This is a genomic window from Fibrella musci (assembly GCF_041321105.1).
Lineage (GTDB): Bacteria > Bacteroidota > Bacteroidia > Cytophagales > Spirosomataceae > Fibrella > Fibrella musci.
In genome coordinates, this window is record NZ_JBGGWD010000002.1 from 583,746 (window position 1) to 600,148 (window position 16,403).

Genomic DNA, 16,403 nt, shown 5'->3' on the forward strand with positions numbered 1-16,403 from the left:
ATTTGACCAATCCGTCATGCAAATTCAGTCAGAAACATAACAAATATTGTACATTTATTCATGTACAGCAAATTATTTAGTTCCAGACATGAATTTGTTGTCAACTGTCTATAGGTTGATTCATCTCACAAATGATGCCATTATGAAACCGAACCAGCCGTAACAAAAACAACAAGTTCAACAAGTGTAACTACTCAGCAATTAGTTATACAAGTTTTAATGACTGTATAAATACTCATGCCGCTGTTAGCCGACTTGATCTGACTATTATGCTTTGCAATCGAACTCTACAGAAGTTTAGCACTGGCTTTGGATAAAAACAAATCTTAAATTTTTCCAAACCCGATAAGTTGAAACCTATTTATAGCTACTAATCGATTTTAGTTTACATCAAGCGTTGCTCAACCGGACTTACTTTGGCATTCAACTAGCTACAATCCAAACTTATTTTTGAATTGTATAGTAAAAACTATTCAGTGCCATTCGATAGATACAGCCTATGTATCTGAAATTAATTATTAACTTATATAAATTATATCTCATATGAGCGCATAAATCAGCCTATCGTAGTAATGTTGTCTATCGGCCTAGTCTTACTTTGGCATGTCGAAGACTACAGTATTTTCTACTCAATGCACATATGACAGAGTCACCACTTGTAGAATTAAACCACCTTTCCCGTACCGATAAACGTATCCTTCTGATCGTGCTTGCGCTAGGATTACTGGCGCTGTTTGGCCGGTTGGGCTATATGCCGGTCGATAATCGCTCCGACGAAGCGAGGCGGGGGCTGGTAGCGCTCGAGATGGTGCTTTCGGGTAATTACATAGTTCCTACGCTCAACGGGATTCCTTACCTGAATAAACCGCCCCTCTATAACTGGCTCATTGCCGGCTCCTTCCGGCTACTTGGCTCGTTCGATTCATGGGCATTACGCCTGCCGATGGCGCTCTCACTGGTGGGTTACGCGCTTACTATCTTCGGAGTGGTTCGTCGGCAAACGGGCAACGGGGTACTGGCGGTCCGGGTGGCGCTGATGGTGGCACTCTGCGCGCGCATCTGGTTTTATGAGACGCTGCTTGGCCTCATCGACATTACGTTTTCGTGGCTTATCTTTTCCATGCTGAGCTGTCTGTTTGCGTTCGACAGGCGGCAGCAATATGGCTGGCTGTATGGTAGCCTGTATGGGCTGGGTACGTTGGCGTTTCTGATGAAAGGACTGCCCGCGTTCGTATTTATCGGGCTGTCGTTGCTGGTCTGGTTTGGGGCTACGCGGCGATGGTCGCTGCTGTTCCATCCGGCTCATCTGGGTGGTCTGCTACTGGCGGCAGTCGGGCTGGGTACGTATTACGCCGTGTATTTCAGGCACAGCCCGGTTGCCGCGACTACCCTGCTGGGGCGGCTGGTGAGTGAGAGTGCCAAGCGCACGCCGATCGAGCGAGGCCTGACCGATACAGCTCTTCACCTGCTGACGTTTCCCGGCGAATTTCTGGCTCATTTTGCCCCCTGGACGCTGCTGGGTACGTTGCTGTGGCGGCGATCGGTGCGGCAATGGCTGTTTAGGGACAGTTACACCCGCTTTTGCTGGCTAGTATTCTGGGGCAATATCTGGGTGTATTGGATCTCGCCCGAAGTGTATGCCCGCTATGTGCTGATGCTGCTGCCGTTTTTGTTTGTCGTGCTGGCCAACGCCTATGCGCTTCCCTGGCCGCAACTGAGCCGGGTACGTTGGTGGATAGAGCGTATCTGGCTGGTAGCCCTGTTGCTGGGTCCGGTGGCGCTGGTGGTAGCGCTGCTGCACCCGGCAACGCACTCGATTCCCTACGTTCCGCTTATGGCTGCCGTGGGTATTCCGATCCTCCTCGCGGTAGCCTGGTTTTACTGGCGGTGGCCCCTTCACCGGATGACGCTGGTCTTTCTGTTTATGGTTATCGTGCGGTTGTTCTTCAATGAGCTTGTGCTACCCGGCCGACGGGTTAGTCGGGAGCGGTACCAGCTCAATAATGAAGCAGCGGCCCGCCTTACGTTGGGACGACCCCTTTGGGCCGAGACCACTACCTTCGCCGATGAGGTAGCTACCGACGTTAACAGCTTTTATATCAGCGCCACGCGCCGGGCGATTCTACCCAAAACGGCGACGATTCGGCCGGGTCAGTTGTATATTATGGATTCGACCCGGGCCATTCGGTACAAACACCGGGTTGTGGCCCCTATTTTGCTCTTTAAAGAACACCGGGCCTGGGTCGTTCAACTACAGTGACCTAACTTAGAGTGGTCATCTAGCTAAACTCGCTTTCCCGCTCTTTATAAAAACAGGAGTCGGTATACATTAGCCTGTTTTTTTTAGTATACTTCGATTCAGTTACAGCGTGTTAACAGTTTGGTTGCATGAACAAAATAGCTACTTACAGACTAGTGCAGTGGGCGCTCGCTCTTTGCTGTCTGTTGGTGGCTATCACCCCGGCTCATCCGGATCCGTTGCTCCCCCCCGCTCATTTCCGCCTGGAACATATCGGCGTGGCCAATGGACTCACGCAGGGGTCGGTCTACTTTATGCACAAAGACTCGCGGGGGTTTATGTGGTTCGGCACGCAGGATGGCCTGAACCGCTACGATGGGCAACGTTTCCGCACGTATCGGGCCGATGACCGCCACGAGGGCGCTATACGCGGCTTGAATATTTTCGGCATTGTCGAAGACCCGCAGGGTAATCTCTGGATTGGTACGGAAGAAGGTCTGAACTATTACGACCGCCTGACCGACCGCTTCACGTGCTATTATACAAACCCGCCCCGCCCGAATACGCGCCCCATCCCCGACCGAACCCTCCCCTTTTACGTTGACGCCGACGAGTTGCTCTACCTCAGCGAGACAAAGGGGCTGGTGCGCCTTCACTATCGGACGCAGACAAGGGAGGTGCTCAACCCGGCGCTGAAGCCCCGGCGCGAGTACAACATGCAGAGCTCGACGGTGCGGACGCCCGCCGACGACATCTGGCTGCATACCGAATCGGGGCTGTTGCGTTACAGCCTGACAGACCGAAAACTATACCGGTACTTCAGCAGCCACCCCGACAATGCCTTCGGATCGCCTCAAACGGTTTTTTCCTTTTACATCGATCAAAGCAACGTTGCCTGGATAGGCACGGCCGAGGGACTCATTCGGTTCGATCATCAGGCAGGTACCGCTCGCACCTATACGCTGGCCGGCAATACGTCGCCGGGGCCTATCTATTCCATCGACGACGATACCTTCGGCCGGCTCTGGCTGGGGACACAACAGCGAGGGGTGCTGTATTTCGACACCCGCACCCGACTCTACGGCACGATCGAGAATCCGCCGAACAATATGGTGCAGCTGTCCCGGTTTGAGGTGAGCAAGCTGATGGTCGACAATCAAGGCATTATCTGGGCCAACATTGACCCCGACGGTATCGTCAAAATGATACCGGATGCCTTCATGTTCAGTGGTATCAACCGCAATTTCCAGTCGAAACAAAGCCCTACCGAACAGCAACTAAGCAGCTATACGATCCGAAGCTTTGCCGAATTTGCGATAACGCCCGCCGACAAGCAACGGGCAAGTTTACCCTTGTGGGTGGGCAACGAAGCGGGTATCGATGTCATTGACTCGCAAACGGGGCAGGTGTTGCGCCGCTATCTTTCTCATGGTGCCAGGAATAGCCAACCTATGCACAATCAGGTCAAACACCTGTATGCCGACAGCTATGGCCGAATGTGGGTGGGCACGCAGGGAGGGGCTTACTTGTTTCACCCACGCGACGAATCGTTTGAGTTGATCCCTTTCATTCCGGCCAAATCCGCGACAGCCAGTGGCGAGCAGACTACCAATTTTGCCCGGCGGCTGGTAGCGCTGAGCGCCGACAGTTTGCTGGCCGCCACCGAGAATGGCCTGTATTTGATGAGTCTGGCCCAACGCCGCTGGCAAAAGCGCCCCGAACTGGCCAACGAAAATATCTTTTCGCTGCACTGGCAGCCGGGCACGCGTCGGCTGTGGGTGGGTACGTACCTGAACGGCTTTAGCTGCTATCAGTTGCCCCCCGAGGGGTCGTCGGCTCCGTGGCGGCGCGTGCTCAACGGGCTGATGGGTTTCACCGTTCTTCACTTTCATGATGATCCGGCCCGCAACACGATCTGGCTATCAACCGACCGAGGGCTCGCCGCGCTGAACCGGGCAACCAACCGGATTCGGCTCTACAGCGAGCGCGACGGGTTGGCCAATTCATTTATATACGGAGTGCTCTCTGACAGTAATAACAACCTGTGGATGAGTACTAACCGGGGCATTGTTCGGTTCGACGTCAACAACGCCAACTTCAAAAACTTTGGCCTGAGCGATGGGCTACAGGGGTTAGAATTCAACGGAAATGCTTACCTGAAAACCCAACAGGGCTTTCTGTATTTCGGAGGAATCAACGGCTTCAATGTGTGTCGCCCCGAACTGTATCACAGCACCCGAACGAATCCACCCGTTTATTTCTACAATCTACGCATCAACGAAGAGGCTCCGGTTGGGCAAACGGTGATCAGCGAGCTAAAAGAGCTGCACCTAGATCATTCGCAGAATACGTTCTCACTCGAATTTTCGGCCGTCGATTACCTCAGCAGCGGTACCAACCGCTACGCTTATAAGCTGACCGGCTACGATAACGACTGGGTCGAGGCGGGTGAGCGCAACTATGCCCGCTACGCCAACGTGCCCCCCGACACGTATACGCTCGAGGTACGTGCTGCCAATAAGGACGGGCACTGGAGCAACCGGGTTCAGAAACTGGTTATCCACATTAGCCCGCCTTTCTGGCGCACGTGGCCGTTTGTTGTTGGTTTGATCCTGGCGACGACGGGGTTGGTACTATACTGGGTACGTCACCGGGAAGAGGTCATTCGTAGGCAGCAGTCAGAACAGCTGCGGTTGGCGTTCGATGTACAGGAGCAGGTCAAGAAAGACATTGCCCGCGACCTGCACGACGAGATTGGTACCCGACTGGCTACGCTGAAACTCTATACGACGCAGATGGCCCGCTACGCCGGTGACGACGATGCTCCCCGGTCGTTACGTAACGCGATCAACAGCCTGATCAACGACATCATCAGCGATGTGCGCGACCTGCTGCGTGAACTCAACCCGCGCACGCTCGAACAATACGGTTTCGGCCCCGCGCTGGAAGAACTGCTGGAGCGCATAAGCGGCACGGGGGCCATTGAAACACACCTGATCCTCGACGAGAACCTCCCCCGCCTGCCCATCAACACCGAGACGATGCTCTACCGGATTGTGCAGGAACTGGTCAACAACACGCTCAAACACGCCAACGCGTCTCAGATCGATATCACCTGCCGCTACCGCGAAGACCGGCTGCAACTCACCTACGCCGACAATGGGCAGGGGTTTTCGTATGAACGAACCCATCAGGGATTGGGCATCGGCAACATCGAGTCGAGGGTGGTGATGTTGCAGGGCAGTATCCAATGGCAGACCGAAGCCGGCAAAGGCACCTCGGTGGTATTATTGGTGCCACTCCCCTACGCCGATGGCAAAACCCGTCGGGTTCAGACCTCGATGAAAATTCCGTCGGTTTCGGGGTAAGCCGTGCAAGTCAGCACCCAGCCTTCGGCCAGGTCACGCTCGGTCAATACGTCGTTGATACTCATCTGCACCCGACCGTTTCGGCACACACCGGCGCAGGTAGCGCACCGCCCGCCCCGGCAACTGTAAGGCAAGGCAATGCCGGCTGCCAGCGCGGCCTGCAACACCGTAGAGCCGCTGGGTACCAATAGACTGTAGATCTCACCCCGAAAGCGCAACTGAATAATCCGGTCAGGCACCACAAAACGTGCAGCACTGGGTACGTTCACGGGTTCGGTGACAAACAGTTCACGCCGGATCTGCTGGGGCGGAATGCCCAGGTACGTTAGGGTGAACCGCACCATCCGCATGAAGTCGGGTGGGCCGCAAAGAAACCACAACGCTGCCGCCGCGGGACCACGGGTTAAGTCAGGCAGCAGCCGTTCGAGCAACAGGTTGTTCAGCCGCCCCCGCCGTCCGGCCCAGGCATCGGTCGGTTGACTTAGCAGATGTATGAGCTGAAACCGATCCGGGTATTGCTGTTGGAGCGCGTCGAGTGCCGCGCGGTAAATGATGGTTTTCTCGGATGTGTTGACGTCCAGCAGGGTTACCCGCGCCGTTGGTTCATGATTCAGCGTATATATAAGTATAGAGAAAAGCGGGGTGATGCCACTGCCTGCGCCGATCAGCACAACGTCGCGGGGCTCCGTTGTGGTGGGCAAGGTAAATCGGCCGGCGGGGGGCAGGCTGTCTACTACATCGCCAATGCGCAGGTGATCGATCAGATAGCGGGATACCCACCCGTTTTCAACCCGTTTGATGGTAATGGCCAATGGCTGCTCCACCAATTCGCCAGCCACAGTCGGAGCCGACGTAATCGAATAGGACCGCCTTACCTCCTGGCCATCAATCTGCACTAACAGCGTCAAAAACTGACCTGGCTGGTAGGCAACCACCACTGGATAAAAGACGTAAGTATATACATCAACTGTATCAACAACGATATCAGTGATTGTCAGACGATAACTCGATATAACCATGCGCGCTTAGTGCCATCGTTAATGTAGTAGGAACACACACTCGATTTTACGTAAAGTTTGTCGTCAATCCGTGACTTTTACTCAGCAGCCCCGTCTGACCCCACACGTATCCAAAAAAAGCCGTGCAACACCATCATGGAAAAAGTCAAACGTAACCGTGCTCAAACCACTCAGCGAATCATTGACGCGTTCGAAGTTATTCTGGCAGAACGGGGTCTCCAACACGTTGGGGTCAACCGGGTTGCCGAACAAGCTGGCGTCAGTAAAGTATTGATCTATCGATACTTTGGCGGGCTCAATGGTCTGATCGACTACTACATTAAGATGGGGAAAATTTATCCTGATTTTCCTCCTGCCTTGCTTGAACAAATCCGTCCTGAAAATGAAACCGAATTAGGGCGTTTATGGTATCGGCAGGTTACGCAACTTTTTCGTCAGTTTCGGGCCAATCAGGCGGCGCGTGAACTCCTCAAGGCCAACGTAATTGAACATGATCCAACCGCTGAAGCAGCCAGCCAATCACAGGATCAGGAAATTCAGCGACTGGTTAGTCAGCTATCGTTTGTCAAAGGGACCGATGTAGAGGCCGTTTCAGCCGTGGTGCTTGGTGCTATGTCATACCTGACGCTGCTCGCCGACAATAACCGTACGTTGGTTGGTATCGACCTTCGCAGTGAGTCGGGCTGGAAACGCATTGAGCAGGCGATCGAACTGATTTATTCAACCCTTAGCCAGACGGTTAGCCAAACTGAAGGCAGCCGGTTTAGCCCTACCCACAGCACCGCGCTCGACGGGCACTGGAAATAACGAGTACCCACCACACTACCTACACGACCGAAAGAGCCCGTTTAGGCGCATCATGTACGAATGACGCGCTTAAACGGGCTCTTGTCTTTATACGTAACGGCTCCTGTCTACCTTACCACTACGGTCTTCTTTTCTACACCAATGCCTTTAATCGTCAGTGACTTCCATTTCTTCGGCAATCGGCTTTTCAACTGGCCAATGCCGGCATCCGATAAGTCAAGCCCACCGAAGCCGCTTAGTACCGCCTGCAACATACCGCCCGCTCCCGTGGCAAAATAGGGGTTAGTGCCACCAGCCGTTTCGGCCAAGACGCCAAACGGCGGCACCTCATTGGGTTTGTAGCTTTTCACAAACCACTCAAATCCTTTTTCGGGGTCACCCATGCGCGTATACAACGTTGACAGCACCGACCAGCCCATAGCCGGTCCGTCGGGCGAGTAGCGGGGGGCATAGTAAGCCAGGTCTTTCTTGATGCGGGCTTCGTCGGTGATGAGTTTCAGCGGAAAAGCCAGCAGATTTACGTCGGCCTGTTTGATCATCACGCCATCGTACGTCCGGTTTTCCTTGGTCGTTCCGTCGGGGAAAGTCAGAATAGGTACGTTGGCGGCTATGGCATTCCACTGCGGGTTGGGCACAATGCCCAGTTCCTGCGCGGCCTTGGTAGCCATCGGCAACACGGTTTTGACCATGCCGTTGGTGAAGGCATTGTCGTCGATGTTTTCCTGCCATTCGTTTGAACCGATGACATTATTAATATGATACTGTCCATCGGTACCTTTCTCGACGCGGCTCACCCAGAAATCAGCGACTTCTTTCAGCATCGGATACCCGCGTGTACGGAGCCATTCTTTGTCTTTCGTTACCTGGTAATAGCTCCAGAACGACCAGCCTACGCAACCTGTAATATGGTGTTGGAAGGGACCGGTCAGCGCCCAGACAGGGGTAGCCTCCTGTCCGTCGGAATCCGATTCCCACGGGAACATCACCCCCGTGTACCCGTGACTAAACGCGTTTTGCCGGGCCATCGCCATACGCTCAAAGCGGTACTCAAGCAGCGATTTGGCAATCTCAGGTTTCAACAGCAGCAGTGGCGGGTACATCCAGAGTTCGGTATCCCAGAACACGTGCCCATTGTAACCCAGCCCCGACAGGCCCATCGGCGACAGGCTGTAGGCCGTGCCTTCGCGAGCGAATGAATAGAGGTGATACAGCGCCTGCCGAACGGCCCGCTGCGCGTCGGGGTCGCCTTCGATTACAATGTCCGACTGCCAGAGCTTGTCCCATTCGGCATTGTGGCGGCTTAGTAGCCGTTGGGTACGTTCCAGGGCCGCAAAAATGGTCAGGCGTTCGGCTTCATTATGGGGGTCTGCGGTGTGGGCCGTCGATGATACCGAACCCACCACGCTGAACCGGTACGTTTCGCCAGCCTTCAGCCGCTTTTTGAACTTGGCGAGGTGCATGTTGTAATCCCAGTCTTCGTGGATCACGTCGGGCTCCTGCCCGTGCGGTTCATCGAACAGAAACGAGGTCGAAGCCGCTACCGTATGTCGGCCGCTCGGGCTTTTGGCGACCGACGTGAGCAGACGGATGGTAACGTGCGGGCGGTCGATTTCCGAATAAAAATTCTTTACCTCTTTCAGGTTTTCGGGCGATTCGATCACCGACATCGGCATGATTTCGCAATCTTTTTTGGCTGTGATTTCCACCATCGTCAGCTCTGAAAAGGGCAGGTGACGCAAGGCCATCATCGTCTGCTTTACGCTTACCTTGTCCTTGTAGTCGAACGTGGTCGTGAGCGCTGCCTTCTGCATATCGAGGGTTTGCCGGTAGTTGGCAATGTCGCGGGGGCCGATGCGGGTGCCATCGACATCCAGATTCATATTGGCGAAGTTGAATACCTTCAGGATATTCGATACACGACCACGCCCATACGTATCGAAGGCGCCGTTAAGCACTACGTCTTTCACTTTCATGGGTTCTGGCGACGATACCAGTCCAATCATGCCGTTGGCGACAGTGATGCCGTAATAATTGGCGGGGTTAATATTCTGGCCAACAATCTGCCAGTCTGAGCTCTGGGCTTGGGTCAGCGTAGGTAGGGTACAGGTAAGCAGTCCCAGCAAAGCCGCCTGGGTAAACAGGTTTCGCTTCATAGAAAAAACATAGGTTTCGTTGTAGAAAGCGAAGATAGGCTGCTCTTGGCAAAGACACGAGACAAACCCAATCGGTTACCGGATTGGTTGGTTTATTCGCTCCGGTAGGTCAGTTGCACAACCAGCGCCGAGGATCCATCCTGATTGCGCCGTTGCCAGCCCAGCGATAGAGGTAGCTTTTTCGATAGAAATACTTCAAACCCGAGCACCAGTTGGCCGGCGTCGTGCTGCCCCGATAGCCAATCGCCGAGCAGGTGCAGCTTCTGGTAGACGATTGCCGCTTCAAAACCCGTTTGGAAGCCCACCGGTGGCCCGTCGCCAAGGTAACGCACATGCCCGTTGAACACCCCCGCCGTGATTTTATAATGGTCGTTCAGAAATGTGCGGTTCAGGTTAACGTAGACGAAATGCACGAAGCGATGCTGCCCCAGATTGGGAGTCAGATTCCAGCCTGCCTGCCCACCAATGCCCACGTGAAAATCATGCGGTAGCTTAATGATTTTCTGTGCGTTGAGCATCAGCAATGGCGAATAAGCCTGTTCGGTGCTGGAGTCGTTGCGCATAAACCGCCGATTGACGGGATAATAGTCTAGGTTAATCAGGTTGGCACCCAGTTCCAGGTCTTCAGCCAGTCCATAATCGAAGGTGGTGATCGAGCGGTAGAAATTCTGAATCGAAAATTGCTGCTGCACAACAATGGCCCCCTTTTCGGCAACATCCGACTCGGTTACGTTGAAGTAAGACTCCTGCGCGTGGGCGGTGTTGGCAAGAAGACAGAGGTAAGCAATACAGCCCCAGACAGGTAGCGAAGGCATCATAAATGCGCTGAGTAGATGAGCAATTATGACACGTTAAAAAGCATTAATGTTCGGGCTCTTAATTGCCTTTTAATTAAACAGCCTTCGATTAAGCTGGATATTTGCAGGGATAGTTGTACCGTAATTAGCCTATTTTTCCTAAAAATGTTTTTAAAACTGCTTGCTGCCGTTTGTAGCCTTGGTGCCTTACCGTCAGCAGCGCAGGACACCCTGTCACTGACGCTCAGGCAGGCCGATAGCTTGTTTCTCCAGCAAAATTTACAGGCGCTGGCTGGCCGTTTCCAGATTGCTGCCGCACAGGCTCAGGTAGCTCAGGCCCGGCTTTTTGACAACCCGACCGTTTATCTGGAATTGAATGCGTTTAACCCCAGTGCCGGGCAACTTTTCGACGTTGGGCCGGGTGGACAGAAGGCGCTGTCAGTTCAACAGACCATTTTGCTGGCAGGCAAACGAAACAAACGTGTAGCCGTAGCCGCCCAGCAGACCCGCCTCACCGAATTGCAATTTTCGGATCTGCTTCGCTCGTTGCGTTTCGATCTGCACAGCCGGTTCTATTCCATCTATTTTACAACCGGTTCGCTTCGTATCTACGATCAGCAACGGGGACGCCTTACCGAGATTATTGCCGCATTCGAACGGCAATACGGCAAAAACAACGTGTCGCTCCGGGAGATTGTTCGGCTGAAAGCGCTGCTGTTGCAACTCACCAACGATCAGCTTGAGTTGCGCAATCTGCTCATCGATCAGCAGCGCGACCTGCGGGTTTTACTACAAACGGGAGCCGCCGTGCGCCCGGTTGTGCTCGACAATGACATGCTACGCTATGGCCGCCCGTTACCATCGCTACAGGATGCTACAGCCCTCGCCTTTAGTAATCGCCCCGATTTACAGGGAAGCGAAGTAGCTGTGCAACAGGCCGATGCCAATCTGGCGCTGCAACGGGCGCTGGCCACGCCCGACGTGCGGTTGGGTGGCATGTTTGACCAGAATGCCAGCTATACGCCTAACTACATTGGCCTTACCGCCAGCATCGACCTGCCTGTGCTGAACCGAAATCAGGGCAACATCCGCTCCGCTCAGGCACAGGGGCAGTTTTTGCGGCTGGGCCAGCGCAACCTGCAAAGCATCGTCGAGAACGAAATCCGCGCCTCGCTGGAACAGATTCAGCAAACGGAGCAGGCTTACCGAAGCATCGATCCCAATTTTTCGGGGCAGTACGACGAGTTGATCCAGAACGTCCTGCGCAACTTCGAGAAGGGCAACCTGTCGCTGGTTGAGTTTGTCGACCTCTTTGAAACGTACCTGGACAACACACGCCAGCTGAACCGCCTCCGGGCCGACCGGGTCAACGCCTACGAGCAGCTTACGTATGTGATCGGCACTGACATTTTCCGGTAGCCTCCGACCAACGTACCTGAACAACGCACCTTCTGTTTAACAGTCATCAACCCGACTTACCGGGCCATTGCTTATGAAACCTTATTGTTTACTTCTATCGCTTTTGGTATTGGCTTGCGCAAAGGAATCAAAACCGACTACGGAAGCTCCTAAGGCTGCTTTTGCGCTCACGGATACCATGGCAAGCCGCGTGCAGACCGAGGCCGTAATTAGCCAGCCCATTCGTAGCCAACTCCGGTTAATCGGGCGCGTGGTTCCCGACGAAAACCGGCTGATCCGGGTGTTTCCGCTGGTAGGTGGAAACGTGCGTGATGTGCGGGTCGAACTGGGCGATTATGTCCAGAAAGGACAAACCTTGGCTGTTATCCAGTCGAGCGAGGTAGCCGGCTACAACCGGGAACTGGCGCAGGCGCAGGCCGAGCTTCGGCTGGCGCAGAAGAACCTACAGGTTGCTCAGGATATGTTTGTGGATAAGCTCAACTCGGAACGCGACGTGGTAGCAGCGCAGAAAGAAGTCGTGCGTGAACAGGCCGAACTGGCCCGCCTGCGCGAAGTACTTCAGATCTACGGTGCAGACAAGCAAGCCCAATCGGTGATCAAGGCGCCTATTTCCGGGTACGTGCTGGAAAAAAACATCAATCGGGGCATGCAACTCCGCTCCGACGATGCCAACGCTGTCTTTACGATTTCGCAGCTCAACGAAATATGGGTACTCGCCAACGTCAATGAATCAGAGATCGGCCGGATGCGGCTGGGGTTGCCTGCTCAGATCAAGACATTGAGCTATCCTGACAAAATCTTTCGAGGAGTGGTCGACAAAGTCTATAACGTACTCGACCCGGCTACCAAGACCATTCAGGTACGTATCCGGCTAGCCAACGAGCAGTTGAAACTTAAACCCGGCATGAACGCCACGGTCATGCTGGCCTTCGATGAAGGGGGCGCCCTGCCAGCCATTCCGGCCAAGGCCCTGATATTCGACAAAAGCAAGCAGTATGTCATGGTCTACCACGACAGGCAGCACATCGACACCCGCGAAGTAACGGTCTTTCGGTCGCAGGGTGATCTGGCCTACATCAGCCACGGGTTACAACCCGGCGAGAAAGTCATCACGCAGGCTCAGTTGCTGATCTACGATGCTCTAAATGACTAATTCGCGAATGAGTGAATCGCCACCGCGCAGGTACGTTTGCGGGCGGCCCAGATTCCCTTATCGACTTACCGAACTATGAACGCGCTCATTAAATCCATTCTCACCTTTTCGTTGAAGAACCGCTTTTTCGTGTTTTTCATGGTGGGGGCGCTGACGGTAGCCGGCATAATCAGCTACCTGAAAACGCCCATCGAAGCCTTCCCCGACGTCACGAACACCCAGATCATCATCGTGACGGAGTGGAACGGGCGTAGTGCCGAAGAAGTCGAGCGGTTTGTCACGGTCCCCATCGAGGTAGCCATGAACTCGGTGCAGCGAAAGACCAACGTCCGGTCGATCACGATGTTTGGGCTCTCGGTGATGAAGATCATATTTGAAGACGACGTCGAGGACTTTTTTGCCCGGCAGCAGGTCAATAACCTGCTCCGTACGGTGTCGCTACCCGATGGAGTAGAACCCGACATTCAGCCACCCTATGGCCCAACCGGCGAAATTTTCCGCTATACTCTTCAATCCTCGACGCGCGATACCCGCGAGCTACTGACGCTACAAAACTGGGTTGTCGACCGGCAGTTGCGCTCCGTGTCGGGGGTGGCCGATGTAGTGGCTTTTGGCGGTCGCGAAAAAACGTACGAGGTCAGCGTAAACCCCATTCTACTACAGAAATACGGTATCACGCCATCGGAAGTCTACAATGCCGTTACGCAGAACAACCTCAACGTGGGGGGCGACGTCATCGAGAAAAACGGGCAAGCCTATGTGGTACGAGGGATTGGGCTGCTGAATAACATTGAAGACATCGAAAACATCATCGTCGACGAGCAGGGTGGCCTGCCCGTGCTGGTTCGCGATGTGGCCGATGTTTCGCTGTCCAATCAGCCGCGGGTGGGGCAGGTTGGCCTTGATCAGAACGACGACGTAGTCGAGGGCATCATCGTGCAGCGTAAAGGTGAAAACCCCTCGGACGTGCTGGCGCGGGTGAAAGCCAAAATTGACGAGCTCAACGAGAAAATCCTACCCGACGACGTCAAGATGGTTACGTTTTACGACCGCGATAACCTCATGACGTTCTGCACCGAAACCGTGCTGCACAACCTGGCCGAGGGGATTCTGTTCGTGACGGTGATCGTCTTTCTGTTCATGGCCGACTGGCGTACAACCGTCATCGTTAGCATCATCATACCGCTGGCGCTGCTGTTTGCTTTTCTATGCATGCGGCTACGGGGCATGTCGGCTAACCTGCTGTCGATGGGGGCTGTCGACTTCGGTATCATCATCGACGGGGCCGTCGTCATGGTCGAAGGCATTTTTGTGGTACTCGACCATAAGGCGCACCACTTCGGCATGCCGCGCTACAACCGGCTGGCCAAGCTGGGGCTGATCCGGAAAACAGGCACGGAGTTGGGCAAGGCCGTTTTTTTCTCTAAGCTGATCATCATTACGGCGCTGTTGCCCATCTTCTCGTTCGAGAAAGTCGAAGGAAAAATGTTCAGCCCGCTGGCCTGGACGCTGGGCTTTGCCCTGCTCGGCGCACTGATTTTCACGCTGACGCTGGTGCCGGTACTGTGCTCGATGCTACTTAACAAGAACGTGCGTGAGAAGAACAATCCCATCGTCAACTTCTTCGACCGGATTGTCACACGAGGTTTTAGCTGGACCTATGCCCATCAGCGCATCAGCATGTTGGTCGCCTTACTGTTCATGGGCCTCACCTTCGCGTCGGCAACCCTGCTGGGTACCGAATTTTTGCCTCAACTAAATGAAGGCGCCCTTTGGGTCGAGGCCAAGCTGCCCATGAGTACGTCGCTGGCCGAAACGGTGAAGATGGTACGTACCCTGCGGGGCAAGCTAAGCGAGTTTCCCGAAGTACGCGGCGTGCTGTCACAAACGGGTCGCTCCAACGACGGCACCGACCCATCAGGGTTCTACTACGTTCAGATGCAGGTGAACCTGAAACCCAAGAAAGAATGGACCCGCCCCATCACCACCGATCAGTTGATTGAGGAGATGGACGCGAAACTCAAGCAGTTCCAGGGTATCAATTACAATTATTCGCAACCCATCATCGATAATGTGGCTGAAGCCGTTGCGGGCATGAATGCCAGCAATGCCGTGAAGATCTTCGGCAACGACCTGACCGAACTCGACAAATACGCTAACCAGGTTATTGCGGCTATTCGGGACGTACCTGGCGTAAAAGATGTAGGTATTTTGCGCAATGTGGGTCAACCCGAAATGAGCATCTACGTCGACAAACAGAAGATGGCCTTCTACGGGGTACGTGTGGGCGATGCCGAAGCCGTCATCGAAATGGCCATTGGGGGTAAAACAGCTACGCAGTTATACGAAGGCGAACGCCGCTTCGACATCCGGGTACGTTACCAACCCGATTACCGGAAGAATGAGGAAGACATCGGCCTGTTGATGGTCCCCACCATTCGGGGCGACAAAATCCCGCTCAAAGAGATTGCAACCATCAAAACCCTAACCGGACCCGCTTTTGTATATCGCGACAAAAACAAGCGGTTTATTGGCGTTAAGTTCTCCGTTCGGGAGCGTGATCTGGGTAGCACCATCGCCGATGCGCAACAGCGTGTGCAGAAACTGGTGAAGTTCGACAAAGGCTACGAAGCCGAATGGACGGGCGAGTTTGAGAATCAGGTACGTGCTACCAAACGCCTGGGTCAGGTGGTGCCGCTTAGCCTGATGGCCATTTTCGTGATTCTGTTTGTCCTCTTCGGGAATGCCAAAGACGCGGGTCTGGTACTGCTCAACGTACCTTTCGCGCTAATTGGTGGCATACTGGCTCTTCATATCACGGGCACCATCTTCGGCATTTCGGCGGGCGTCGGGTTCATTGCTCTTTTCGGCATTTGTGTGCAGAATGGCGTTATTCTGATTTCAGTATTCAACGCCAACCTTGCCGAAGGCATGACCCTCGATGAAGCGATTGCCGCCGGGGTGCGGTCGCGCATCCGGCCCGTAGTCATGACCGCCATGATGGCTGCCATTGGGTTGTTGCCTGCGGCTGTCAGTAGTGGCATTGGATCAGAAACCCAGAAACCGTTGGCTATCGTCGTCATCGGAGGGCTGATTACCGCAACCGTGCTGACCCTGCTGATCTTTCCCATCATCTACCGCTTTTTCAACCGTAACATCACGCATACCATTGCCAGACGAGGCGGCAGAAAGCGGAAACCTGTCGCCGAGCCTATTTAGCGACAAAAGTGGCTCAATCTGCGACGAAGCCGGGTTGGCCGATGGACTATATCGTACCGGCGAGCAAACGCAGGCAAGGCCATTTCAGAAAGACAGACGCGACTTTATGGAAAGTCGGGTGAGGCAGCATCAAGGGTTTACCCTTCATAGTAGCTGGGTGATTTAAAAAAGCAGCAACACCATGAAACTCCGCGCTCCTCCTAAAATCCAACTGGCCCATTCTGATTGG

Annotated in this window: 9 protein-coding genes; 6 read left to right on the forward strand and 3 right to left on the reverse strand. The window is 54.2% G+C overall.

Features of this window, described 5'->3' with window-relative positions:
• Positions 1 to 706 precede the first annotated feature (706 nt).
• Together ACAW74_RS08160 and ACAW74_RS08165 are read left to right on the forward strand one after the other, a co-directional pair.
• Entirely contained in the window at positions 707 to 2,260 is a 1,554-nt protein-coding gene (locus tag ACAW74_RS08160) for an ArnT family glycosyltransferase (RefSeq protein ID WP_370697695.1), read from the forward strand.
• A 128-nt stretch (positions 2,261 to 2,388) separates the two neighbouring features.
• A complete protein-coding gene (locus ACAW74_RS08165; protein WP_370697696.1) occupies positions 2,389 to 5,607 on the forward strand; it encodes a ligand-binding sensor domain-containing protein in 3,219 nt (1,072 codons plus the stop codon).
• Here the strand turns inward: ACAW74_RS08165 and ACAW74_RS08170 are convergent.
• Positions 5,571 to 6,626, reverse strand: a complete 1,056-nt coding sequence (locus ACAW74_RS08170; protein WP_370697697.1) for a 2Fe-2S iron-sulfur cluster-binding protein — start codon at positions 6,624 to 6,626, stop codon at positions 5,571 to 5,573. The genes ACAW74_RS08165 and ACAW74_RS08170 overlap by 37 nt on opposite strands.
• Before the next feature lie 135 nt (positions 6,627 to 6,761).
• Here ACAW74_RS08170 and ACAW74_RS08175 point away from each other — a divergent pair, with 135 nt between their 5' ends.
• Entirely contained in the window at positions 6,762 to 7,433 is a 672-nt protein-coding gene (locus ACAW74_RS08175; protein WP_370697698.1) for a TetR/AcrR family transcriptional regulator, read from the forward strand.
• A 107-nt stretch (positions 7,434 to 7,540) separates the two neighbouring features.
• Here ACAW74_RS08175 and ACAW74_RS08180 read toward each other — a convergent pair whose 3' ends face one another.
• Together ACAW74_RS08180 and ACAW74_RS08185 are read right to left on the reverse strand one after the other, a co-directional pair.
• On the reverse strand, positions 7,541 to 9,586 hold the full coding sequence (locus ACAW74_RS08180) for a kojibiose hydrolase (RefSeq protein ID WP_370697699.1): 2,046 nt from the start codon (positions 9,584 to 9,586) through the stop codon (positions 7,541 to 7,543).
• 92 nt (positions 9,587 to 9,678) lie between these two features.
• Complete coding sequence (locus ACAW74_RS08185; protein ID WP_370697700.1) at positions 9,679 to 10,404, reverse strand: hypothetical protein; 726 nt, start codon at positions 10,402 to 10,404, stop codon at positions 9,679 to 9,681.
• Positions 10,405 to 10,548: 144 nt separating this feature from the next.
• Between ACAW74_RS08185 and ACAW74_RS08190 the strand changes: the two genes are divergently transcribed.
• The 3 genes from ACAW74_RS08190 (at position 10,549) to ACAW74_RS08200 (ending at position 16,174) form a co-directional block, all read left to right on the forward strand.
• Positions 10,549 to 11,802, forward strand: a complete 1,254-nt coding sequence (locus ACAW74_RS08190) for a TolC family protein (protein ID WP_370697701.1) — start codon at positions 10,549 to 10,551, stop codon at positions 11,800 to 11,802.
• Between the two features lie 73 nt (positions 11,803 to 11,875).
• Positions 11,876 to 12,955 (forward strand): efflux RND transporter periplasmic adaptor subunit, encoded by a 1,080-nt coding sequence (locus ACAW74_RS08195; protein WP_370697702.1) that lies wholly within the window; start codon positions 11,876 to 11,878, stop codon positions 12,953 to 12,955.
• A gap of 75 nt (positions 12,956 to 13,030) precedes the next feature.
• Positions 13,031 to 16,174 carry an efflux RND transporter permease subunit gene (locus ACAW74_RS08200; protein WP_370697703.1) on the forward strand — a complete coding sequence of 1,048 codons (3,144 nt, stop codon included), beginning with the start codon at positions 13,031 to 13,033 and terminating at the stop codon, positions 16,172 to 16,174.
• Positions 16,175 to 16,403: the final 229 nt, after the last annotated feature.